Annotated in this window: 14 protein-coding genes; 11 read left to right on the top strand and 3 right to left on the bottom strand. The window is 54.7% G+C overall.

The window, feature by feature from the left end; all coding sequences use genetic code 11:
- Positions 1 to 183 precede the first annotated feature (183 nt).
- Positions 184 to 777: an NAAT family transporter YhgN gene (gene yhgN / locus FDX01_RS12645; RefSeq protein ID WP_003023480.1), complete on the bottom strand. Its 594-nt coding sequence runs from the start codon at positions 775 to 777 to the stop codon at positions 184 to 186.
- 190 nt (positions 778 to 967) lie between these two features.
- On the opposite strand from yhgN, the gene asd reads away from it, so the two are divergent.
- The 6 genes from asd (at position 968) to glgP (ending at position 11,757) form a co-directional block, all read left to right on the top strand.
- Positions 968 to 2,074: an aspartate-semialdehyde dehydrogenase gene (gene asd, locus FDX01_RS12650; RefSeq protein ID WP_096759248.1), complete on the top strand. Its 1,107-nt coding sequence runs from the start codon at positions 968 to 970 to the stop codon at positions 2,072 to 2,074.
- 313 nt (positions 2,075 to 2,387) lie between these two features.
- Positions 2,388 to 4,571, top strand: a complete 2,184-nt coding sequence (gene glgB / locus FDX01_RS12660) for a 1,4-alpha-glucan branching enzyme (protein WP_135911282.1) — start codon at positions 2,388 to 2,390, stop codon at positions 4,569 to 4,571.
- Positions 4,571 to 6,544, top strand: a complete 1,974-nt coding sequence (glgX, locus tag FDX01_RS12665; protein WP_137399874.1) for a glycogen debranching protein GlgX — start codon at positions 4,571 to 4,573, stop codon at positions 6,542 to 6,544. The genes glgB and glgX overlap by 1 nt, the downstream gene beginning before the upstream one ends.
- Positions 6,545 to 6,561: 17 nt before the next feature.
- Positions 6,562 to 7,857: a glucose-1-phosphate adenylyltransferase gene (glgC, locus tag FDX01_RS12670; protein WP_115257287.1), complete on the top strand. Its 1,296-nt coding sequence runs from the start codon at positions 6,562 to 6,564 to the stop codon at positions 7,855 to 7,857.
- On the top strand, positions 7,857 to 9,290 hold the full coding sequence (glgA, locus tag FDX01_RS12675) for a glycogen synthase GlgA (protein ID WP_115257288.1): 1,434 nt from the start codon (positions 7,857 to 7,859) through the stop codon (positions 9,288 to 9,290). The genes glgC and glgA overlap by 1 nt, the downstream gene beginning before the upstream one ends.
- Before the next feature lie 19 nt (positions 9,291 to 9,309).
- A complete protein-coding gene (glgP, locus tag FDX01_RS12680) occupies positions 9,310 to 11,757 on the top strand; it encodes a glycogen phosphorylase (protein WP_115257289.1) in 2,448 nt (815 codons plus the stop codon).
- A gap of 182 nt (positions 11,758 to 11,939) precedes the next feature.
- On the opposite strand, the gene glpD is transcribed toward glgP, so the two are convergent.
- Positions 11,940 to 13,448: a glycerol-3-phosphate dehydrogenase gene (glpD, locus tag FDX01_RS12685; RefSeq protein ID WP_096759254.1), complete on the bottom strand. Its 1,509-nt coding sequence runs from the start codon at positions 13,446 to 13,448 to the stop codon at positions 11,940 to 11,942.
- Between the two features lie 191 nt (positions 13,449 to 13,639).
- Here glpD and glpE point away from each other — a divergent pair, with 191 nt between their 5' ends.
- The 3 genes from glpE to FDX01_RS12700 all read left to right on the top strand — a co-directional run bounded on the left by glpE (position 13,640) and on the right by FDX01_RS12700 (position 15,733).
- On the top strand, positions 13,640 to 13,966 hold the full coding sequence (gene glpE / locus FDX01_RS12690) for a thiosulfate sulfurtransferase GlpE (protein ID WP_096759255.1): 327 nt from the start codon (positions 13,640 to 13,642) through the stop codon (positions 13,964 to 13,966).
- Between the two features lie 103 nt (positions 13,967 to 14,069).
- Complete coding sequence (gene glpG / locus FDX01_RS12695) at positions 14,070 to 14,900, top strand: rhomboid family intramembrane serine protease GlpG (protein ID WP_137362557.1); 831 nt, start codon at positions 14,070 to 14,072, stop codon at positions 14,898 to 14,900.
- A gap of 74 nt (positions 14,901 to 14,974) precedes the next feature.
- On the top strand, positions 14,975 to 15,733 hold the full coding sequence (locus tag FDX01_RS12700; protein WP_096759257.1) for a DeoR/GlpR family transcriptional regulator: 759 nt from the start codon (positions 14,975 to 14,977) through the stop codon (positions 15,731 to 15,733).
- A 41-nt stretch (positions 15,734 to 15,774) separates the two neighbouring features.
- On the opposite strand, the gene malT is transcribed toward FDX01_RS12700, so the two are convergent.
- Positions 15,775 to 18,480 carry an HTH-type transcriptional regulator MalT gene (gene malT / locus FDX01_RS12705; RefSeq protein WP_115257291.1) on the bottom strand — a complete coding sequence of 902 codons (2,706 nt, stop codon included), beginning with the start codon at positions 18,478 to 18,480 and terminating at the stop codon, positions 15,775 to 15,777.
- Positions 18,481 to 19,112: 632 nt separating this feature from the next.
- Between malT and malP the strand changes: the two genes are divergently transcribed.
- The gene (gene malP / locus FDX01_RS12710; RefSeq protein ID WP_137399875.1) at positions 19,113 to 21,506 is read left to right on the top strand and encodes a maltodextrin phosphorylase; all 2,394 of its coding nucleotides are present in this window, start codon (positions 19,113 to 19,115) and stop codon (positions 21,504 to 21,506) included.
- Between the two features lie 12 nt (positions 21,507 to 21,518).
- Positions 21,519 to 21,672, top strand: a 154-nt coding sequence (locus tag FDX01_RS23795; protein WP_249359171.1) for a hypothetical protein, incomplete at its 3' end; no start/stop codon positions are given.

Here is a 21,672-nt window from a genome sequence, read left to right on the forward strand (position 1 = left end):
GCCTCGCGCCCGGCCCGGTAGCCTGGAGGAATAAGTGAACGGAACCGTTCTCTGAAATACCATGCTCTCCAGCTTCAAAACGGTTGCCCGGTGGCGCTTGCGCTTACCGGGCCTACAAACGAGCACACATCCACATCGTAGGCCGGGTCAGGCGAAGCCGCCACCCGGCGTAATATGAGTGCGTCACCCCTTCATCCACATCCGTACGCCATCGAGGAACATCTGGGTTGCCATCATCACCAGAATTAGCCCCATCAGGCGCTCAAGCGCGTTAACCCCTTTCTCACCTAGCAGGCGCAGGAACAGCGACGACTGCAATAAAATCACAAACGTTCCACCCCAGGCGATCAGCAGGGCAATCACCAGATGTCCCATCTGATTCGGGTACTGATGCGACAACAGCATCAACGACGCCAGGATGGTGGGGCCCGCCACCAGCGGAATGGCCAGTGGAACGATAAACGGCTCTTCGCCTGCGGGCAGTCCGGTGCTGTTACCGGTGGCGCTGGGGAAAATCATCTTGATGGCGATCAGGAACAAAATGATGCCCCCGGAGATCGACACGGTTTCCGCGCGCAGGTTAAGAAATGCCAGAATTTTCTCGCCCGCAAACAGGAATATCAGCATCACCAGCAGCGCAATAAACAGCTCGCGAATCATAATTGCGCGACGGCGTTTCGGTTCAGTATGTTTCAATACGGACATGAAAATGGGCAGATTTCCGAGTGGATCCATAATCAGGATCAATAAAACTGCCGCTGAAATGATTTCATTCATAACTCAAATTCCCTGATAATTACCGCGGACTTTCTGCTTGCGAGCGCAGCGGGATAAGTCGCATTACTGATGGCTTCGCTATCATTGATTAATTTCACTTGCGACTTTGGCTGCTTTTTGTATGGTGAAGGATACGTCACAGGATAATGGCGTACATACACAGCACACATCTCTGCAGGAAAAAAACGCTATGAAAAATGTTGGTTTTATCGGCTGGCGCGGTATGGTCGGCTCTGTACTCATGCAACGCATGGTAGAAGAACGCGACTTCGACGCCATTCGCCCTGTTTTCTTTTCTACTTCCCAGCTTGGGCAGGCGGCACCGACGTTTGGTGCGACCTCCACCGGCATGCTTCAGGATGCATTTGATCTCGATGCGCTGAAGGCGCTCGACATTATTGTGACCTGTCAGGGCGGCGATTATACCAACGAAATCTATCCAAAGCTTCGTGAAAGCGGTTGGCAGGGTTACTGGATTGACGCGGCCTCTTCACTGCGCATGAAAGACGATGCCATCATTATTCTCGATCCGGTTAACCAGAATGTGATCACCGATGGTCTGAACAACGGCATCAAGACGTTTGTCGGCGGTAACTGCACCGTTAGCCTGATGCTGATGTCACTCGGCGGTCTGTTCGCCAACGATCTGGTGGACTGGGTGTCCGTGGCGACCTACCAGGCGGCTTCCGGCGGCGGCGCGCGTCATATGCGTGAACTGCTGTCGCAGATGGGCCATCTGTATAGCCATGTGGCCGATGAACTGGCGACCCCTTCTTCTGCTATCCTCGATATCGAACGTAAAGTGACAACCCTGTCCCGTAGCGGCTCCCTGCCGGTTGATAACTTTGGCGTCCCGCTGGCCGGGAGCCTGATTCCGTGGATCGACAAACAGCTCGATAACGGCCAGAGCCGCGAAGAGTGGAAAGGGCAGGCGGAAACCAACAAAATTCTTAACACGTCTTCCGTGATCCCGGTGGATGGTCTGTGCGTGCGCGTCGGTGCACTGCGCTGCCACAGCCAGGCGTTCACGATTAAACTGAAAAAAGATGTGTCGATTCCGACCGTGGAAGAACTGCTGGCCGCGCACAATCCGTGGGCGAAAGTGGTGCCAAACGATCGGGATATCACCATGCGTGAGTTAACCCCAGCGGCCGTTACCGGTACGTTGACCACGCCAGTCGGTCGTCTGCGTAAGCTGAATATGGGACCGGAGTTCCTGTCAGCCTTTACCGTGGGCGATCAGCTGCTCTGGGGTGCTGCGGAACCATTGCGCCGGATGCTGCGTCAGCTGGCGTAATGCGGGACTGCCGGATAAGCATATCGCCATCCGGCAGACACAGACCGTGTTTAAACATTGGGTGCTGAGTCGCCCTTTTTTTTGCGTAATACAGGAGTAAGCGCAGATGTTTCATTTTTTACCGGGAGTAAGATAAAGCATTGGCTATTCTTTAAGAGTGACTTAATACCGGAGGTATTAAGTTGTTGCCTGAAGGTGGGACGACGCAGAGAGGATGCACAATTGTGCTGCGTCGTTCAGGTCAAAAAAAGTGTCACTACCTGATGTCGAAAATCAGTTGGAAGGGGTGACACCATAAAACAGGATGACAACCATGTCCGTTCGTATCGATAGAGACGTGATTAATGCGCTAATTGCAGGCCATTTTGCGGATCCTTTTTCCGTACTCGGTATGCACCAAACTGACGCCGGACTTGAAGTCCGTGCTCTTTTACCTGACGCCACCGAAGTGTGGGTGATCGAACCAAAAACCGGACGCAAAGTCGGCAAGCTGGATTGCCTCGACCCTCGCGGTTTTTTCTGTGCTGTAATTCCCCGCCGTAAAAATTTCTTTCGCTATCAGCTGGCTGTTGTCTGGCATGGACAGCAGAATCTGATCGATGACCCTTACCGTTTTGGCCCGCTTATTCAGGATATGGACGCCTGGCTGTTGTCCGAAGGGACGCATCTGCGCCCGTACGAAACGCTGGGCGCACATGCGGATACCATGGACGGCGTGACCGGCACGCGTTTTTCCGTCTGGGCACCGAACGCACGACGCGTTTCGGTAGTAGGGCAGTTCAACTACTGGGACGGTCGCCGCCACCCGATGCGCCTGCGCAAAGAGAGCGGAATCTGGGAGCTGTTTATCCCCGGTGCACAGCAGGGGCAGCTGTACAAATACGAGATGATCGATGCCAACGGTCATTTGCGCGTTAAAGCCGACCCGTATGCCTTTGAAGCGCAAATGCGTCCGGAAACGGCGTCGGTGATCTGCGGTTTGCCCGAAAAAGTGGTGCAAACGGAGGAACGCAAAAAAGCCAACCAGTTTGATGCGCCGATCTCTATCTACGAAGTGCATCTGGGCTCGTGGCGTCGCCATACGGACAACAACTTCTGGCTGAGCTATCGCGAACTGGCGGATCAACTGATCCCCTATGTGAAGTGGATGGGCTTTACCCATATTGAGCTGTTGCCGATTAGCGAGCACCCGTTTGACGGCAGTTGGGGCTATCAGCCGACCGGCATGTATGCACCGACCCGACGCTTCGGCACGCGCGATGACTTCCGCTATTTTGTGAATGCTGCGCATCAGGCGGGGCTGAACGTGATCCTCGACTGGGTACCCGGTCACTTCCCGTCGGATGACTTCGGCCTGGCTCAGTTTGACGGTACCAGCTTGTATGAGCACAGCGACCCGCGCGAAGGCTATCACCAGGACTGGAACACGCTGATCTACAACTACGGTCGCCGTGAAGTCAGTAATTATCTGGTAGGTAACGCCCTGTACTGGATTGAGCGCTTTGGTATTGACGCGCTGCGCGTGGATGCCGTGGCGTCGATGATTTACCGCGATTACAGCCGCAAAGACGGCGAGTGGATCCCGAACGAATTCGGCGGGCGTGAGAACCTCGAAGCCATCGAATTTTTGCGTAATACCAACCGTATTCTTGGCGAACAGGTACCGGGCGCGGTGAGTATGGCGGAAGAGTCGACCGACTTTGCCGGTGTATCAAGACCGCAGGACATGGGGGGCTTAGGTTTCTGGTACAAGTGGAACCTCGGCTGGATGCACGACACGCTGGACTACATGAAGCTGGACCCGGTTTATCGCCAGCACCATCACGATAAGCTGACCTTCGGCATGCTGTACAACTACACCGAGAACTTTGTGCTGCCGCTGTCACACGATGAAGTGGTGCACGGTAAAAAATCGATCCTCGACCGCATGCCGGGCGATGCGTGGCAGAAGTTTGCCAACCTGCGCGCCTACTATGGCTGGATGTGGGCCTTCCCGGGTAAGAAGCTGCTGTTTATGGGTAATGAGTTTGCCCAGGGCCGTGAATGGAACCACGACGCCAGCCTCGACTGGCATCTGCTGGAGGGAGGCGATAACTGGCACCACGGTGTACAGCGTCTGGTGCGCGACCTGAACCACACTTATCGTCATCACAAAGCGCTGCATGAACTCGACTTTGACGGCTATGGTTTTGAATGGCTGGTGGTCGATGACAACGAACGGTCGGTGCTGATTTTTGTTCGTCGTGATAAAGCCGGTAATGAAATTATCGTTGCCAGCAACTTTACGCCGGTACCTCGCCACGGCTACCGCTTTGGCATCAATCAACCGGGCAAATGGCGAGAAATCCTCAACACAGACTCGATGCATTACCACGGTAGCAATACCGGCAACGGCGGCGCAGTACAAAGCGATGAAATTGCCAGCCACGGTCGCCAGCATTCACTGAGCCTGACGTTGCCGCCGCTGGCCACGATTTGGCTGATGCGGGAGGGGTGATGACACAACTGGCAACCGGCAATGCCACCCCCCATGGTGCAACGTATGACGGCCATGGCGTTAATTTCACCCTTTTTTCGGCGCATGCCGAGCGCGTCGAACTGTGCATATTCGATGAGCAAGGCTGTGAGCATCGCTATGATTTGCCGGGGCGTAGCGGTGATGTCTGGCACGGCTATCTGGCCGATGCCCGGCCCGGTTTGCGCTATGGTTATCGCGTACATGGTCCGTGGCAGCCGCAGCAAGGATACCGTTTTAACCCAGCGAAACTGCTGATTGACCCCTGCGCGCGCCGGGTCGATGGCGAGTTAAAAGATAACCCGCTGCTGCACGGTGGAATGAACGAACCGGATCATCACGATAACGCGGCGATTGCCCTGAAAAGCGTGGTGGTGTCAGACCATTATGACTGGGAAGACGATGCCCCGCCGCGCACGCCGTGGGGCAATACCGTTATCTACGAAGCGCATGTTAAAGGGCTGACGTATCTGCACCCGGACATTCCGCAACAGATTCGTGGCACTTACAAAGCGCTCGGTCATCCGGTGATGATCGACTATTTCAAGCGTCTCGGCATTACTGCGCTGGAACTGCTGCCCGTGGTGCATTTCGCCAGCGAGCCGCGACTGCAGCGGCTGGGGCTGTCGAACTACTGGGGCTACAACCCGGTAGCCATGTTTGCACTGCATCCGGCCTATGCCTGCTCACCTGAACACGCGCTGGATGAGTTTCGCGATGCCGTCAAAGCGCTACACAAAGCGGGGATTGAGGTCATTCTCGATATCGTTTTGAACCACAGCGCTGAGCTGGATCTTGAAGGGCCGGTCTTCTCCCTGCGCGGAATTGATAACCGTAGCTATTATTGGATCAGGGACGATGGTGATTACTACAACTGGACCGGCTGTGGGAACACCCTCAACCTGAGCCATCCCGGTGTCGTGGAGTATGCGTGTGAATGCCTGCGCTATTGGGTGGAAACCTGCCATGTGGACGGTTTTCGTTTTGATTTAGCATCCGTCATGGGGCGTACGCCTGCGTTTCGTCAGGATGCGCCGCTGTTTACCGCCATCCAAAACTGCCCGCTGCTTTCAGGCGTTAAGCTGATTGCGGAGCCGTGGGATATCGGTGAAGGCGGGTATCAGGTTGGGAATTTTCCCCCGCCGTTTGCTGAGTGGAATGACCATTTCCGCGATGCAAGTCGACGCTTCTGGCTCCAGCGTAATCTGCCCCTTGGGGAGTTTGCCGGACGTTTTGCGGCTTCCAGCGACATGTTTAAACACCCTGGTCGCAAACCCAGCGCATCGGTCAATCTGGTGACGGCGCACGATGGTTTTACGCTGCGTGACTGTGTGTGCTTCACAAATAAGCACAATGAAGCGAATGGTGAGGAAAATCGCGACGGCACTAGCAATAACTACAGCGACAATCATGGTAAAGAAGGATTAGGCGGCACGCTGGACCTGATTGAACGGCGACGCGACAGCATGCATGCCCTGTTGACGACGTTGCTGCTTTCTCAGGGTACACCGATGTTGCTGGCGGGAGATGAACATGGTCATAGCCAGCACGGTAACAATAACGCTTACTGCCAGGATAACGCCTTAACCTGGCTGGACTGGCAGCAGGCAAACAGCGGGCTAACCACATTCACCGCCGCGTTGATTCATCTTCGCCAGCAGATCCCTGCCTTAACAGACGATCGCTGGTGGGAAGAGGGCGACGGCAATGTGCGTTGGCTGAACCGATACGCACAACCCTTAAGTGCGGATGAGTGGCAAAACGGCCCGAGGCAGATGCAGATCCTGCTCTCAGACCGTTTTCTGATCGTGATAAACGCCACGCTTGAGGTGACAGATATCGTTTTACCTGAAGGGGAATGGCATGCCGTTCCTCCATTTGCCGGAGAGGATAATCCGGTTATTACGGCTGTCTGGCAGGGACCTGCGCACGGACTGTGTGTGTTCCAAAGATGATAAAAAAGGAGTTAGTCATGGTGAGTTTAGAGAAGAACGATCGTGTAATGTTGGCGCGCCAGCTGCCATTAAAATCTGTTGCCCTAATCCTGGCCGGTGGTCGTGGTACCCGCCTGAAAGATTTAACCAACAAACGTGCTAAGCCTGCCGTGCATTTTGGCGGTAAGTTCCGCATTATCGATTTTGCTTTATCCAACTGTATTAACTCCGGGATCCGCCGTATTGGCGTGATCACCCAGTACCAGTCCCACACGCTGGTGCAGCATATTCAGCGCGGCTGGTCGTTCTTCAGTGAAGAGATGAACGAGTTTGTCGATCTGCTGCCTGCCCAGCAAAGAATGCAGGGTGAAAATTGGTATCGCGGTACGGCAGATGCGGTCACCCAAAACCTGGACATCATTCGACGCTATAAAGCGGAATATGTGGTGATCCTCGCGGGCGATCATATCTACAAACAGGACTATTCGCGCATGCTGATCGACCACGTCGAAAAAGGCGCACGCTGCACCGTGGCCTGTATGCCGGTGCCGATTGAGGAAGCCAGCGCCTTTGGCGTCATGGACGTCGACGACAGCGACAAAATCATCGAATTCGTGGAAAAACCGGCGAATCCACCGGCTATGCCAAACGATCCGACCCGATCCCTTGCCAGTATGGGGATCTATGTTTTCAACGCCGATTATCTGTATGAATTACTTGAAGAAGATGATCTCGATGAAAACTCCAGCCACGACTTTGGCAAAGATATCATCCCGAAAATTACCGCAGCTGGCATGGCTTATGCACATCCATTCCCTAAATCCTGCGTACAGTCAGACCCGGAATCCGAGCCGTACTGGCGCGACGTTGGGACGCTGGAAGCCTACTGGAAGGCTAACCTCGATCTGGCGTCGGTTACCCCGGAACTGGATATGTACGATCAGGACTGGCCGATTCGCACACACATGGAATCACTGCCGCCGGCGAAGTTTGTGCAGGACCGCTCCGGTAGCCACGGCATGACGCTGAACTCGCTGGTCTCTGGCGGCTGTATTATTTCCGGTTCGGTGGTGGTGCAGTCTGTTCTGTTCCCGCGGGTGCGGGTGAATTCTTTCTGTAACATTGATTCGGCAGTGTTGTTACCTGAAGTGTGGGTCGGGCGTTCATGCCGCTTACGCCGCTGCATCGTTGACCGTGCCTGCGTCATCCCTGAAGGCATGGTGATTGGTGAAAACGCGGAAGAAGATGCACGTCGTTTCTACCGTTCAGAGGAAGGTATTGTGCTGGTCACGCGTGAAATGCTGCGCAAACTGCAGATCAAACAGGAGCGATAATGCAGGTTTTACACGTATGTTCAGAGATGTTCCCCCTGTTAAAAACCGGGGGACTGGCAGATGTTCTTGGCGCGTTGCCGGCCGCGCAAATTGCCGATGGCGTGGATGCCCGCGTCGTGCTCCCGGCGTTTCCGGATATCCGTCGCGGCATTCCTGATGCGCAGGTCGTGACGCGGCGCGATACCTTTGCCGGACGTATCACGCTGCTGTTCGGCCATTACAACGGCGTCGGTATTTACCTGATTGACGCGCCGCACCTCTACGACCGTCCCGGCAGCCCGTATCACGATACTAACCTGTTTGCTTACTCTGATAACGTCCTGCGCTTTGCGCTGCTCGGCTGGGTGGGATGCGAAATGGCCTGCGGGCTTGATCCATTCTGGCGCCCGGATGTGGTGCATGCGCACGACTGGCATGCAGGTCTGGCCCCGGCGTATCTGGCGGCACGCGGCCACCCGGCGAAATCGGTGTTCACCGTGCACAACCTGGCCTATCAAGGCATGTTTTATGCAAAGCATATGGATGACATCCAATTGCCATGGTCATTCTTTAATGTGCATGGACTGGAGTTCAACGGGCAGATTTCTTTCCTGAAGGCGGGGTTGTACTACGCCGACCATATTACGGCGGTTAGCCCGACCTACGCGCGGGAAATCACCGAGGCGCAATTTGCCTATGGAATGGAGGGATTGTTGCAGCAGCGTCATCGTGAAGGACGTCTTTCCGGCGTGCTGAACGGCGTTGATGAAAACATCTGGAGTCCGGAAACGGACCTGCTGCTGGCATCGCGCTACACGCGTGACTCGCTGGAAGACAAAGCCGAGAACAAGCGTGAACTGCAGATTGCGATGGGGCTTAAGGTTAACGACAAAGTGCCGCTTTTTGCAGTCGTGAGCCGCCTGACCAGCCAGAAAGGGCTGGATCTGGTGCTGGAAGCGCTGCCCGGTTTACTGGAGCAGGGCGGACAGTTAGCGTTACTGGGTGCGGGCGATCCGGTGTTGCAGGAAGGTTTCCTTGCGGCAGCGGCAGAGCATCCGGGCCAGGTGGGTGTACAGATTGGCTATCATGAGGCCTTCTCGCACCGCATTATGGGCGGGGCTGACGTTATTCTGGTGCCCAGTCGCTTTGAGCCGTGTGGCTTAACACAATTGTATGGACTGAAGTACGGTACGCTACCGCTGGTGCGGCGTACCGGTGGGCTGGCTGATACGGTGTCCGACAGTTCGCTGGAAAACCTGGCGGACGGTATCGCCAGTGGGTTTGTATTTGAAGATAGTAATGCCTGGTCGCTGTTGCGGGCAATCCGGCGTGCTTTCGTGTTGTGGTCGCGCCCTTCGCTCTGGCGGTTTGTACAACGTCAGGCAATGGCCATGGATTTTAGCTGGCAAGTCGCGGCGAAATCCTACCGTGAGCTTTACTATCGCTTGAAATAGATATCCAGGAATCACCTATATGAATGCTCCATTTAGTTATGCATCGCCCACACTCAGCGTAGAGGCTCTTAAGCATTCTATCGCCTACAAGCTGATGTTCACGATTGGCAAAGATCCGGTCATTGCCAACAAACATGAGTGGCTGAACGCCACGTTGTTCGCGGTGCGCGATCGCCTCGTGGAGCGCTGGCTGCGTTCTAATCGTGCGCAATTATCTCAGGAAACCCGCCAGGTCTATTACCTGTCAATGGAGTTTCTGATTGGCCGCACGCTTTCCAATGCACTGTTATCGTTGGGAATTTATGACGATGTCAAAAATGCGCTGGAAGGCATGGGGTTGGATCTCGAAGATCTGATCGACGAAGAAAATGACCCCGGCCTCGGTAACGGCGGCCTCGGGCGTCTGGCCGCCTGCTTCCTCGACTCGCTGGCGACGTTAGGCCTGCCTGGCCGCGGCTACGGTATTCGCTACGACTACGGCATGTTCAAGCAGAATATTGTTGATGGCCGACAGAAAGAGTCGCCGGACTACTGGCTGGAATACGGTAACCCGTGGGAGTTCAAACGCCACAATACGCGCTACAAAGTGCGCTTTGGTGGCCGTGTTCAGATGGAAGGCAAGAAGATGCGCTGGGTCGAGACCGAAGAGATCCTCGCGGTAGCATACGACCAGATTATCCCGGGCTACGACACTGACGCGACCAATACGCTGCGCCTGTGGAACGCTCAGGCCAGTAGCGCAATCAACCTCGGTAAATTTAACCAGGGCGACTACTTTGCGGCGGTGGAAGATAAAAACCACTCTGAGAACGTCTCCCGCGTACTGTATCCGGATGACTCCACCTATTCCGGGCGCGAGCTGCGTCTGCGCCAGGAGTACTTCCTGGTCTCCTCGACGATCCAGGATATTTTGAGCCGCCATTATCAGCTGCACAAAACCTACGACAACCTGGCGGATAAAATCGCCATTCACCTCAACGATACCCACCCGGTGTTGTCGATCCCTGAGCTGATGCGCCTGCTGATTGATGAGCACAAGTTTAGCTGGGACGATGCGTTTGAGGTCTGCTGCCAGGTGTTCTCGTACACCAACCACACGCTGATGAGCGAAGCACTGGAAACCTGGCCGGTGGATATGCTGGGCAAGATCCTGCCGCGCCATCTGCAAATCATCTTTGAGATTAACGACTACTTCCTGAAGACGTTGCAGGAGCAGTATCCGAACGATACTGGCCTGCTGGGACGTACCTCGATCATTGATGAGTCCAACGGCCGCCGCGTGCGTATGGCGTGGCTGGCGGTGGTGGTCAGCCATAAAGTAAACGGCGTGTCTGAGCTGCACTCCAACCTGATGGTGCAGTCGCTGTTTGCTGATTTTGCGAAAATCTTCCCGACGCGTTTTTGCAACGTCACCAACGGCGTGACGCCGCGCCGCTGGCTGGCGCTGGCCAACCCGCCGCTTTCTGAGGTGCTGGACGAGAACATTGGCCGTACCTGGCGAACCGATCTCAGCCAACTCAGCGAGCTGGAACAGCATTGTGATTACCCTCTGGTGAACCAGGCCATACGCCGTGCAAAGCTGGAGAATAAAAAGCGTCTGGCGACGCTTATCGCCCAGCAGCTTAACGTGGTGGTGAACCCGAAATCGCTGTTTGATGTGCAGATCAAGCGTATTCATGAGTACAAACGCCAGCTGATGAACGTGCTGCATGTGATCACCCGCTACAACCGCATCAAGGCCGATCCTGACGCCGAGTGGGTGCCGCGCGTGAATATCTTCGCCGGTAAGGCCGCGTCGGCCTATTACATGGCGAAGCACATCATCCATCTGATCAACGATGTGGCGAAAGTGATCAACAACGATCCGCAGATTGGCGACAAGCTGAAGGTGGTGTTCATCCCGAACTACAGCGTCAGTCTGGCGCAGGTGATCATTCCTGCCGCCGACCTGTCTGAGCAGATTTCACTGGCCGGGACCGAAGCCTCCGGGACCAGTAACATGAAATTTGCGCTGAACGGTGCGTTGACCATCGGTACGCTGGACGGAGCCAACGTCGAGATGCTGGAGCATGTGGGTGCGGAGAATATCTTTATCTTCGGGAATACTGCAGAAGAGGTGGAGGCCTTGCGTAGCAAAGGTTACAAGCCGCGCGAGTATTACGAGAAAGATGAGGAACTGCATCAGGTGCTGACGCAAATTGGCAGCGGGGTCTTCAGTCCTGAAGAGCCGGGACGCTATCGCGACCTGGTGGATTCGCTGATCAACTTCGGTGACCACTATCAGGTGCTGGCGGATTATCGTAGCTATGTCGATTGTCAGGACAAGGTTGATGAACTGTACCGCGAGCCGGAGCAGTGGACCACCAAGGCAATGATTAACATCGCCAACATGGGCTACTTCTCATCGGACAGAACCATCAAAGAGTACGCCGAGAACATCTGGCATATTGATTCAGTACGGTTGTAACAAGAGATAGGGCTACCTGTAGGCCGGATAAGGCGTTAGCCGCCATCCGGCAAAATGCCCGGTGGCGCTGACGCTTACCGGGCTTACAGGGCGCTCGTTGCCGGGGGCGCTTCGCTTGCCCGGCCTACGTTAATGCACTCTTGTAGGCCGGATAAGGCGTCAGCCGCCATCCGGCATTTTTATCAGGACGCCAGCGACAGCTGGTGTTTTTCAACATACTCAGCCAGCCACTGGGTCATGCGTGCCTGCTGCTCAGCGTTCAGCCACATGCCTTCTTTCGTGCGGCGCCACAGCGCATCGTCGGCGCGGCGTACCCATTCGTGATCGACCAGATACTTCAGCTCTGCCTCATAGAACTCGTGCCCGAAGTCTTCGCCTAACTCAGCAAGCGAGGTCGCTTCGCCGATGATCCATTCGGTGTTGCTGCCGTAGGTGCGCGAATAGTGGCGCGCCAGTGATTCGGTCAGGAACGGATAGCGACGGCGCAGTTTTGCCGCGTAATCTTCGCGATCGCCGCCGATGTCACCGCCAGGCAGGATGCACTCTTTGGTCCATGCCGGACCGATGCCCTGATAGTACGACGACAGTTTTTCCATCGCGTGCTCGGCCAGCTTACGGTAGGTGGTTAACTTGCCGCCGAAGACTGACAGCAGCGGCGCTTTGCCGTTTTCGTCGTGGATATCCAGCGTATAATCGCGGGTAATAGCCTGCGGCGAGTCGGACTCGTCATCGCACAGCGGGCGTACGCCCGAGTAGGTCCAGACGATATCCTCGCGGCCCAGCTGTTTCTTAAAGTGTGCGTTGTAGACCTGCAGCAGATAATTGATTTCGCTGTCGTCAATTTTCACTGCTTTAGGATCGCCTTTGTATTCGACGTCGGTGGTGCCGATAATTGAGAACTCATCCATCCACGGAATGACAAACACAATACGTTTATCTTCGTTTTGCAGGATGTATGCCTGTTTCTGGGTGTGTACGCGCGGCACCACAATGTGGCTGCCTTTAATCAGGCGGATACCGTAAGGTGAAGGCAGGTGCATACCGTCGTCGAAGAACTCTTTCACCCACGGACCGGTGGCGTTAACCAGGCCGCGAGCCTGCCAGGTGTGTTTCTTGCCGGTATCGATATCTTCCGCTTCGACAATCCACAGACCGTTTTCACGACGAGCGGAGGTGGCGCGAGTACGGGTTAATACTTCCCCGCCTTTACGCACAACCATTTGGGCATTTGCCAAAACCAGTCGTGCATCGTCTACCCAACAGTCAGAATATTCGAAACCGCGCACAATCTCGGGTTTCATCACAGAATCTGCGCCAAAACGCAAACCGGTGGAACTCGGTAAACTGGTGCGTTTGCCCAGATGATCGTACATAAACAGACCAATACGGATCATCCAGGCCGGACGCAGGTGTGGGCGATGGGGCAGACGAAAGCGCATCGGGAAGGCGATATGCGGTGCCATCTTCAACAGGACTTCACGTTCAGCCAGCGCTTCGCTGACCAGACGAAATTCGTAGTGTTCCAGGTAGCGCAGGCCACCGTGGATGAGTTTGGAGCTGGCGGAGGAGGTTGCACAGGCTAAATCCTGCGCTTCCAGCATCAGCACGGATAAACCGCGTCCAGCGGCATCTGCCGCGATACCGGCACCGTTGATGCCTCCACCTATCACAATCAGATCTTTGGTTTCCATGCTGGCCTCTCGCACTTTCGTTATAGCTCATTAATGTTCGTTATCGAGCATAATAGCAAAGAATCGCGCCATTGGTAACATCGGATAAACAATTTACAGTGATACATATAACATTATGGCGTTTACCTGTGCAGGCGACGTACACTGCCAGGTAATATTGGTTACCTGCACAGAAATAATAAGAGAACATCATGGATCAGTTTGAATGTATCAATGTCGAAGAAGCCCATCAGAAGCTGCTGCACGGAACGGCGGTGCTGGTGGATATCCGCGATCCGCAAAGCTATGCCATGGGCCATGCGCCACAGGCGTTTCACCTGACTAACGACACGCTGGGTTCCTTTATGCGTGACCATGATTTTGATACCGTTGTGCTGGTGATGTGTTACCACGGCAACAGCAGTAAAGGTGCGGCACAATATCTGCTTCAGCAGGGGTACGATGCGGTGTACAGCATCGACGGTGGATTCGATGCCTGGCATCGACATTTTCCTGCGGAAGTGACGTTTGGTGCGTAAGCCCGACGCGACAGTGAAGTATGACGGATATAACAAAGATGCAGCCTGAAACGGGTAGTGTCGATATACTGTCCTCTTTTGTGTGGATGAAGCGACAGCAACGATGTTGATGATTACCTCTTTTGCTAACCCCCGCGTGGCGCAGGCCTTTGTTGATTATATGGCGACACAGGGCGTTATCCTGACGATTCAGCAACATAGTCAAACGGATGTCTGGCTGGCGGATGAGTCCCAGGCTGAGCGCGTGCGCGCTGAGCTGGCGCGTTTTCTGGAAAACCCAGGCGACCCGCGTTACCTGGCGGCCAGCTGGCAGTCCGGCCAAACCGACAGTGGCCTGCACTATCAACGTTTTCCGTTTCTTGCCACGCTGCGCGAACGCGCCGGACCGGTCACCTGGGTGGTGATGGCCGCGTGTGTGCTGGTGTTTATCGCCATGAATGTGGTGGGCGATCAAACGGTGATGCTGTGGTTAGCGTGGCCGTTCGATCCCTCGCTGAAATTTGAATTCTGGCGTTATTTCACCCACGCTTTTATGCACTTCTCGCTGATGCACATCCTCTTCAACCTGCTGTGGTGGTGGTATCTCGGCGGGGCGGTAGAAAAGCGGTTGGGCAGCGGAAAACTGATCGTTATTACCGTTATCAGCGCCCTGCTGAGCGGCTATGTGCAGCAGAAATTCAGCGGCCCGTGGTTTGGTGGGTTGTCTGGCGTGGTGTATGCGTTGATGGGCTATGTGTGGCTACGCGGCGAACGCGATCCGCAAAGCGGTATTTTCCTGCAGCGTGGTTTGATTCTCTTTGCCTTGATTTGGATTGTTGCCGGTTGGTTCGATCTGTTTGGTATGTCGATGGCGAACGGCGCACATATGGCTGGCCTGGCCGTTGGTCTGGCTATGGCATTGGCAGACACGCTCAATGTGCGAAAACGAACTTGAATGAGAGTGTTGTGATAGCAAACTGTAGGCCGGATAAGCGTTAGCGCCATCCGGCAAAATTCCAGGGAACAATAATGAAACAAACACAACGACATGACGCGATCATTGAACTGGTAAAAAAACAGGGATACGTCAGCACTGAGGAGTTGGTGGAGCATTTCTCCGTCAGCCCACAAACGATTCGCCGGGACCTTAACGACCTGGCCGATCAGAACATGATTTTGCGCCACCACGGCGGCGCGGCGTTGCCATCCAGCTCGGTGAATACCCCCTGGCATGATCGTAAGGCCACGCAGACGGCAGAAAAAGAGCGCATTGCCCGTAAGGTCGCCACGCAGATCCCGAACGGCTCCACGCTGTTTATTGACATTGGTACCACGCCGGAAGCCGTCGCTCACGCGCTGCTGAACCATAGCAACTTGCGTATTGTGACCAACAACCTCAACGTGGCCAATACGCTGATGGTGAAAGAAGATTTCCGCATTATTCTGGCCGGGGGCGAACTGCGTAGCCGGGATGGCGGCATTATGGGCGAAGCCACCCTCGACTTTATTTCACAATTTCGTCTGGATTTCGGTATTTTGGGGATCAGCGGTATCGACAGCGATGGTTCATTGCTGGAATTTGATTACCACGAAGTCCGCACCAAACGCGCCATTATTGAGAATTCACGGCATGTAATGCTGGTGGTGGATCATTCGAAGTTTGGTCGAAATGCAATGGTGAATATGGGCAGCATCAGCATGGTGGACGCCGTGTATACCGACACCCTGCCGCCCGCGGGCGTGATGCAGGTGATTGCCGACCACCATATTCAGCTGGAGTTGTGCTAAGCCAGCGACAGGCCCGGTAAGCGTTAACGCCTCCGGGCTAATTACACCCCGTACCCCATCATCTTCAACAGTTTTTGCGCATGCTGTACCGCGTCCTGGCGGTGAGCCACGCCGAGTTTTTGGTACAAATTGCGGATGTGCGTTTTGATGGTCGTCGCGGCAACGGCCAGCTCACCGGCGATTTGCTCGTTGCTGTAGCCGGAATAAATCAGTCCTAACACCTGCCATTCGCGCTGGGTCAGCGGACTGGTGCGGATAAGCTCCGGGACTTCGGGATGGGTCAGCAGACGCTCCACGAACCCTTCATCAAAGTGGGCGAATTTGTGGCGGTGATGTTGGTTAATTTCACGCAGAATGCGCTGGGCGCGATGCTGATCGAGTTCCGGTAACGTATTAAGCTGGATTAGCTGGCGTAACTGCTGCGCCATCGCTTCGCCTTCAATCACAAAATGGCTGATAAACCCGGTACGATTTGCCAACTGCAGTGCATCAAGTAACACGCGCTGTGCATCATTTTTGCGTCCAGCCTGCCAGTACAGCTGATTCAGCAACAACAGGTTGCGGTTGAGATCGCTCATCAGGCGCAGGTTGCGCGCATTTTCATTGAGTTCTTCCAGCACAATTTCTGCCGGTTCAAATTCACCGAGCAGGATCTGCGCGCGGGCAATGTTACGCCACTGACCTTGCAGGAAGTGGTTGTTGGCAAACTCCGGTTTCGGCGTATGACGCAGCCAGTTGGCGGCCGAATTTTTGTCACCGACCATTTGCCAGTAAATCACGCGGACCTTATCGGCATTGGAGATCCAGTCGCTGTGATAATGTCCGTTGCCCAGCAGGTTTTCCAGACGGTTGAGCAAGCTGCGGGCATTGTCCAGATCGCCTCGCGCCAGCGAACACTGTACCAGCAGTGCCAGACACTGTAGCTGCTGCTGCGGCTGAAAGGTGGAAAGCAGTTCAATGCCGCTGCGGGCAGACGCTTCGGATTCGTCCAGCCGCGCCCAGGCCCACAGGAGCTGCGCGCGGATGCGTACCAGGAATTCATGCATAGGCAGCTGTTCCAGATGCTGCTCTTTCACCAGCTGGAAGGCTTTTTCCTGGGTTTCCCAGGCGGCTTGCAAAAAGCCCTGGGCGAATAAAATTTCGCTTTGTTGGATCAAACTCCACAACGCGTAATGCCAGACGTCATGATGACGCGCCATTTGCTCCGTTTGCTGCATTAATGACAGCGAGCGTGTCAGGTCGCCCTTACAGTGCAGGACTTCGCCGTGCACCGAGGTGGCGACGATACGGCTGTAGAACCAGGCGATCGGTAACTCATCCAGCGCCAGTTTTGCCAGACGCTCAGCTTCGTCAGGATTACCGTCGTTAATCGCTACCTGAGCACGCAGTGCATTAAATTCGGCATGCAGCGTTGGCTCCATATCACCTTTCATTTCCTGCTCAGCGCGCGCCAGTAGGGTGTTCACTTCACTGTAGCGGTGCTGGCTCTGCATCAGCCAGGCCTGTAGCAGCACCAGGCGTGGATTTTCCAGCAGGCTTTCCCACGGCAGCGCTTTTAATGACTCCTCCAGCAGCGCCAGCTCGCTGTGGTTAAACAACCCCCACGCATGATTGAGCAGGATATCGCGCAGCATATGGGCGTCGCCTGCCGCCAGCGCATGGTGAATGGCTTCGCTGGGGAAACCTTGCTCCATCCAGCTTTCTGCAGCGGCGCGATGGATCTCGGGGAGTTCGGCCGCCAGTTCCCACTGACAGCGCTGGCGTAAGAAGTTACCAAACAGCGGGTGATAGCTAAACCATTCGCCGATGTCGTCCATCCGCTGCAGGAATAGTCCCTGACGCTCAATCTCTTCCAGCCGCATTTGGCCGTTCTCTTCCCCGGTCACCCGGACGATCAGCGCATCGTTCATGGAGCGCAATATGGCGCTTTTCAACAGGAAGTGGCGGGTACTGAGATCCACGCTGTCCAGCACTTCATCGACCAGATAATCTGATAAATGGCTGGCATTGATCCCGGCCAGGCGTCGTGCCGACTGGTGCGCGGAATGATTGTTCTGGCGTGCGGAAAGGGCGATCAGCTGTAATGCGGTAGCCCACCCGGCGACGTCATCGCACATGCGGCTGCTTTCCGCCGCTTCAATGGGGGAGGATAAACGTCGATCGAAGAACTGTTTCGCTTCCTGATGGTTGAAGGCCAGCTGTTGGCTGCCGATTTCCAATAGCTGATCGCGCACCCGCAGGTTGGCAATACCCAGCTGCGGTAAGTTACGTGACAGCACCACCAGCGTGAGATTCTCAGGTTGGTGGCGCAGGAAAAAACGCATGGCTTCGTGGATGGCCGGATTAGAGATTAAGTGATAATCATCCACCACCAGGTACAGCGGACGATGCCATTCTGCCAGTTCAATGAAGAGCTGAGCAAACAGTGAGGTCAGGCTGGCGTACTGGCGTTTTTGTACCATGGCTTCACTGGTCGTACAGTGTCCACCGGTCGCCTGTTGAATAGCGGCAATCAAATAGCTGGCAAAGCGTTCCTGCTGGTTATCACCCTCATCCAGTGAGAACCAGCCCAGTTCATTTTTCCCCGCCGCCCACTGTGAAACCAGCGTCGTTTTTCCATAACCAGCAGGACTTGTTACCAGGGCGAGCCTGAAATTGTTCGCGCCGGAAAGTTTAGCCAACAGGCGCTCACGAACCACCGTATGGTCGAGACGAACCGGACGACTTAATTTAGACGGAATCAACATATGTTAGTCACTTCACTGTGTGAAAATGGGGAAAATGATTTTTTTTTGCGCTTCGTAATTAATAGCTATAAGGTCGGCCAGAAAGTCATTTTATGCAAGCTAAGCGGGTTTTTTGTGTGTCTGAATTTGCACTATGTCACAATTCTATACATCTATTGCAATAATTGCTCTTAGGGGCCACAAAGGCCGTGGCGACTGGGTTTGGCGTTATTCTGATGGTCGCGAAAATACCCACTCGTTTTTTATGACTCGTGTATTGTCCAGAATGTTGTCATGGGTATTCGCGATCGACTTAAAACTTTCGCGTGAAATATCTTAATCACTATATGTATTTCAGGTTAGAAACTGTTTCTCTGTTTACATATTTTTTCTCAACCGTATTCCGCTATTTGATATTGTCTGCTGAGTCCCGTTTGGTTAATGCGAAAAATCTGTCGCATTGGCAGGTATTTTATGTGGGTATTCTGCGTAACGACGGGCAATACCCTCTCTTTTAAGTGGCGGCGATCACATTTTTATGCTCATCCCCGCACCTCCTCCCTCCCTAATCCTCACCAGGATGAGGAAGGTCAACATTGAGCCTGGCAAACTAGCGATAACGTTGTTTATTACCTAAAGGATCTGGAACCTCTATGTCACAGCCAACCTTCAACAAAGATCTCTTTCAGGCGGCCCTGACTCGTCAGTGGCAGCGCTTTGGTTTACTGTCGGCTCACGAAATGACGTCACGTCAGTGGTGGCAGGCCGTGAGTGGGGCGTTGGCTGAATTGCTCAGCGCCCAGCCTGCGGTGAAACCCGCTAAAAACCAGCGCCATGTTAACTACATTTCGATGGAGTTTTTGATCGGTCGCCTGACGGGCAACAACCTGCTAAACCTGGGCTGGTATCAGGGGGTGAGCGATGAGCTGAAAGCGCACGACATCAATCTGACCGACCTGCTGGAAGAAGAAACCGACCCGGCGCTGGGTAACGGTGGGCTGGGACGCCTGGCGGCCTGCTTCCTCGACTCAATGGCAACGGTGGGACAATCCGCGACGGGCTACGGCCTGAATTACCAGTACGGCCTGTTCCGTCAGTCGTTTGCTGATGGCCAACAGATGGAAGCGCCGGACGACTGGCATCGCGGAAGCTATCCGTGGTTCCGTCATAACGAGGCGCTGGATGTGCAGGTCGGTATTGGCGGCAAAGTTAGCAAAGAAGGTCACTGGACGCCCGGGTTTATCATCACTGGCCAGGCCTGGGATCTGCCGGTGCTCGGTTATCGTAACGGCGTGGCGCAACCGCTGCGTCTGTGGCAGGCCAGCCACGCGCATCCGTTTAACCTGACCAAATTTAACGACGGCGATTTCCTGCGTGCAGAGCAGCAAGGTATCGACGCTGAAAAACTGACTAAAGTGCTCTACCCGAACGATAACCACACGGCGGGCAAGAAGCTGCGCCTGATGCAGCAGTACTTCCAGTGTGCTTGTTCGGTAGCCGATATTCTGCGCCGCCATCACCTGGCAGGGCGTAAGCTGCATCAACTGGCTGATTTCGAAGTCATTCAGCTGAACGACACCCACCCGACCATCGCTATTCCTGAGCTGCTGCGCGTGCTGATTGACGAGCATCAGATGAGCTGGGAAGACGCGTGGGCGATTACCAGCAAAACGTTCGCGTATACCAACCATACGCTGATGCCGGAAGCGCTGGAGTGCTGGGATGAGAAACTGATAAAAGCGCTGCTGCCGCGCCATATGCAAATCATCAAAGAGATTAACGACCGCTTTAAGACGTTGGTGGATAAAACCTGGCCTGGCGACGATGCGGTGTGGGCGAAGCTGGCGGTCGTGCACAACAAGCAGGTACGCATGGCGAACCTGTGCGTGGTTAGCGGCTTTGCTGTTAACGGCGTAGCGGCGCTGCACTCTGATCTGGTCGTGAAAGACTTGTTCCCGGAATATCACCAGCTGTGGCCGAACAAATTCCATAACGTGACTAACGGTATTACGCCGCGCCGCTGGATTAAACAGTGCAACCCGGCACTTGCTGCGTTGTTGGATAAATCGCTGAAGAAAGAGTGGGCCAACGATCTTGACCAGTTGATCAACCTGGAAAAATACGCCGACGACGCTAAGTTCCGTCAGCAGTATCGCGACATCAAGCTGGCGAACAAACAGCGCCTGGTGGCGTTTATTAAAGCGCGTACCGGTATTGAGATAACTACCGACGCCATCTTTGATATTCAGATCAAACGTCTGCATGAGTACAAACGCCAGCACCTGAATCTGCTGCATATTCTGGCGTTGTACAAAGAAATTCGTGAGAACCCGCAGGCAGATCGCGTCCCGCGCGTATTCCTGTTTGGCGCGAAAGCGGCACCGGGTTACTACCTGGCGAAGAACATCATCTTTGCTATCAACAAAGTGGCGGAAACCATTAATAACGATCCGCACGTCGGCGACAAGTTGAAGGTGGTATTCCTGCCGGATTACTGTGTCTCAGCGGCGGAAATGCTGATCCCGGCGGCGGATATCTCTGAGCAGATCTCGACGGCGGGCAAAGAAGCGTCTGGTACCGGCAACATGAAGCTGGCGCTGAACGGAGCGTTAACGGTGGGCACGCTGGACGGGGCTAACGTCGAAATCGCCGAGAAAGTGGGTGATGAAAACATCTTTATCTTTGGCCACACCGTGGAAGAGGTGAAGGCGCTGAAGGCGAAAGGCTATGACCCGGTGAAATGGCGCAAGAAAGACAAAGTGCTGGATGCGGTACTGAAAGAGCTGGAAAGCGGCAAATACAGCAACGGTGATAAACACGCCTTTGATCAGATGTTGCACAGCATCGGTAAGCAGGGCGGTGACCCGTATCTGGTGATGGCCGACTTCGCCGCCTACGTTGAAGCCCAGAAGCAGGTTGATGTGTTGTACCGTGACCAGGAGGCCTGGACCCGGGCGGCGATCCTGAATACCGCACGCTGTGGCATGTTCAGCTCGGATCGCTCCATCCGCGATTATCAGGCTCGTATCTGGCAGGCAAAACGCTAATAAGGAACCGCGATGGAAGGCAAACGTCTGGATAATGCCGCGCTGGCGGCGGGGATCAGCCCCAATTACATTAATGCCCACGGTAAACCGCAGTCTATTGGCGCCGATACCAAACGGCGTTTGCTTGACGCCATGCATCGTACTACCGCCGCCACGAAAGTGGCGG

This window comes from Citrobacter sp. wls613 (assembly GCF_005281195.1).
Lineage (GTDB): Bacteria > Pseudomonadota > Gammaproteobacteria > Enterobacterales > Enterobacteriaceae > Citrobacter > Citrobacter gillenii.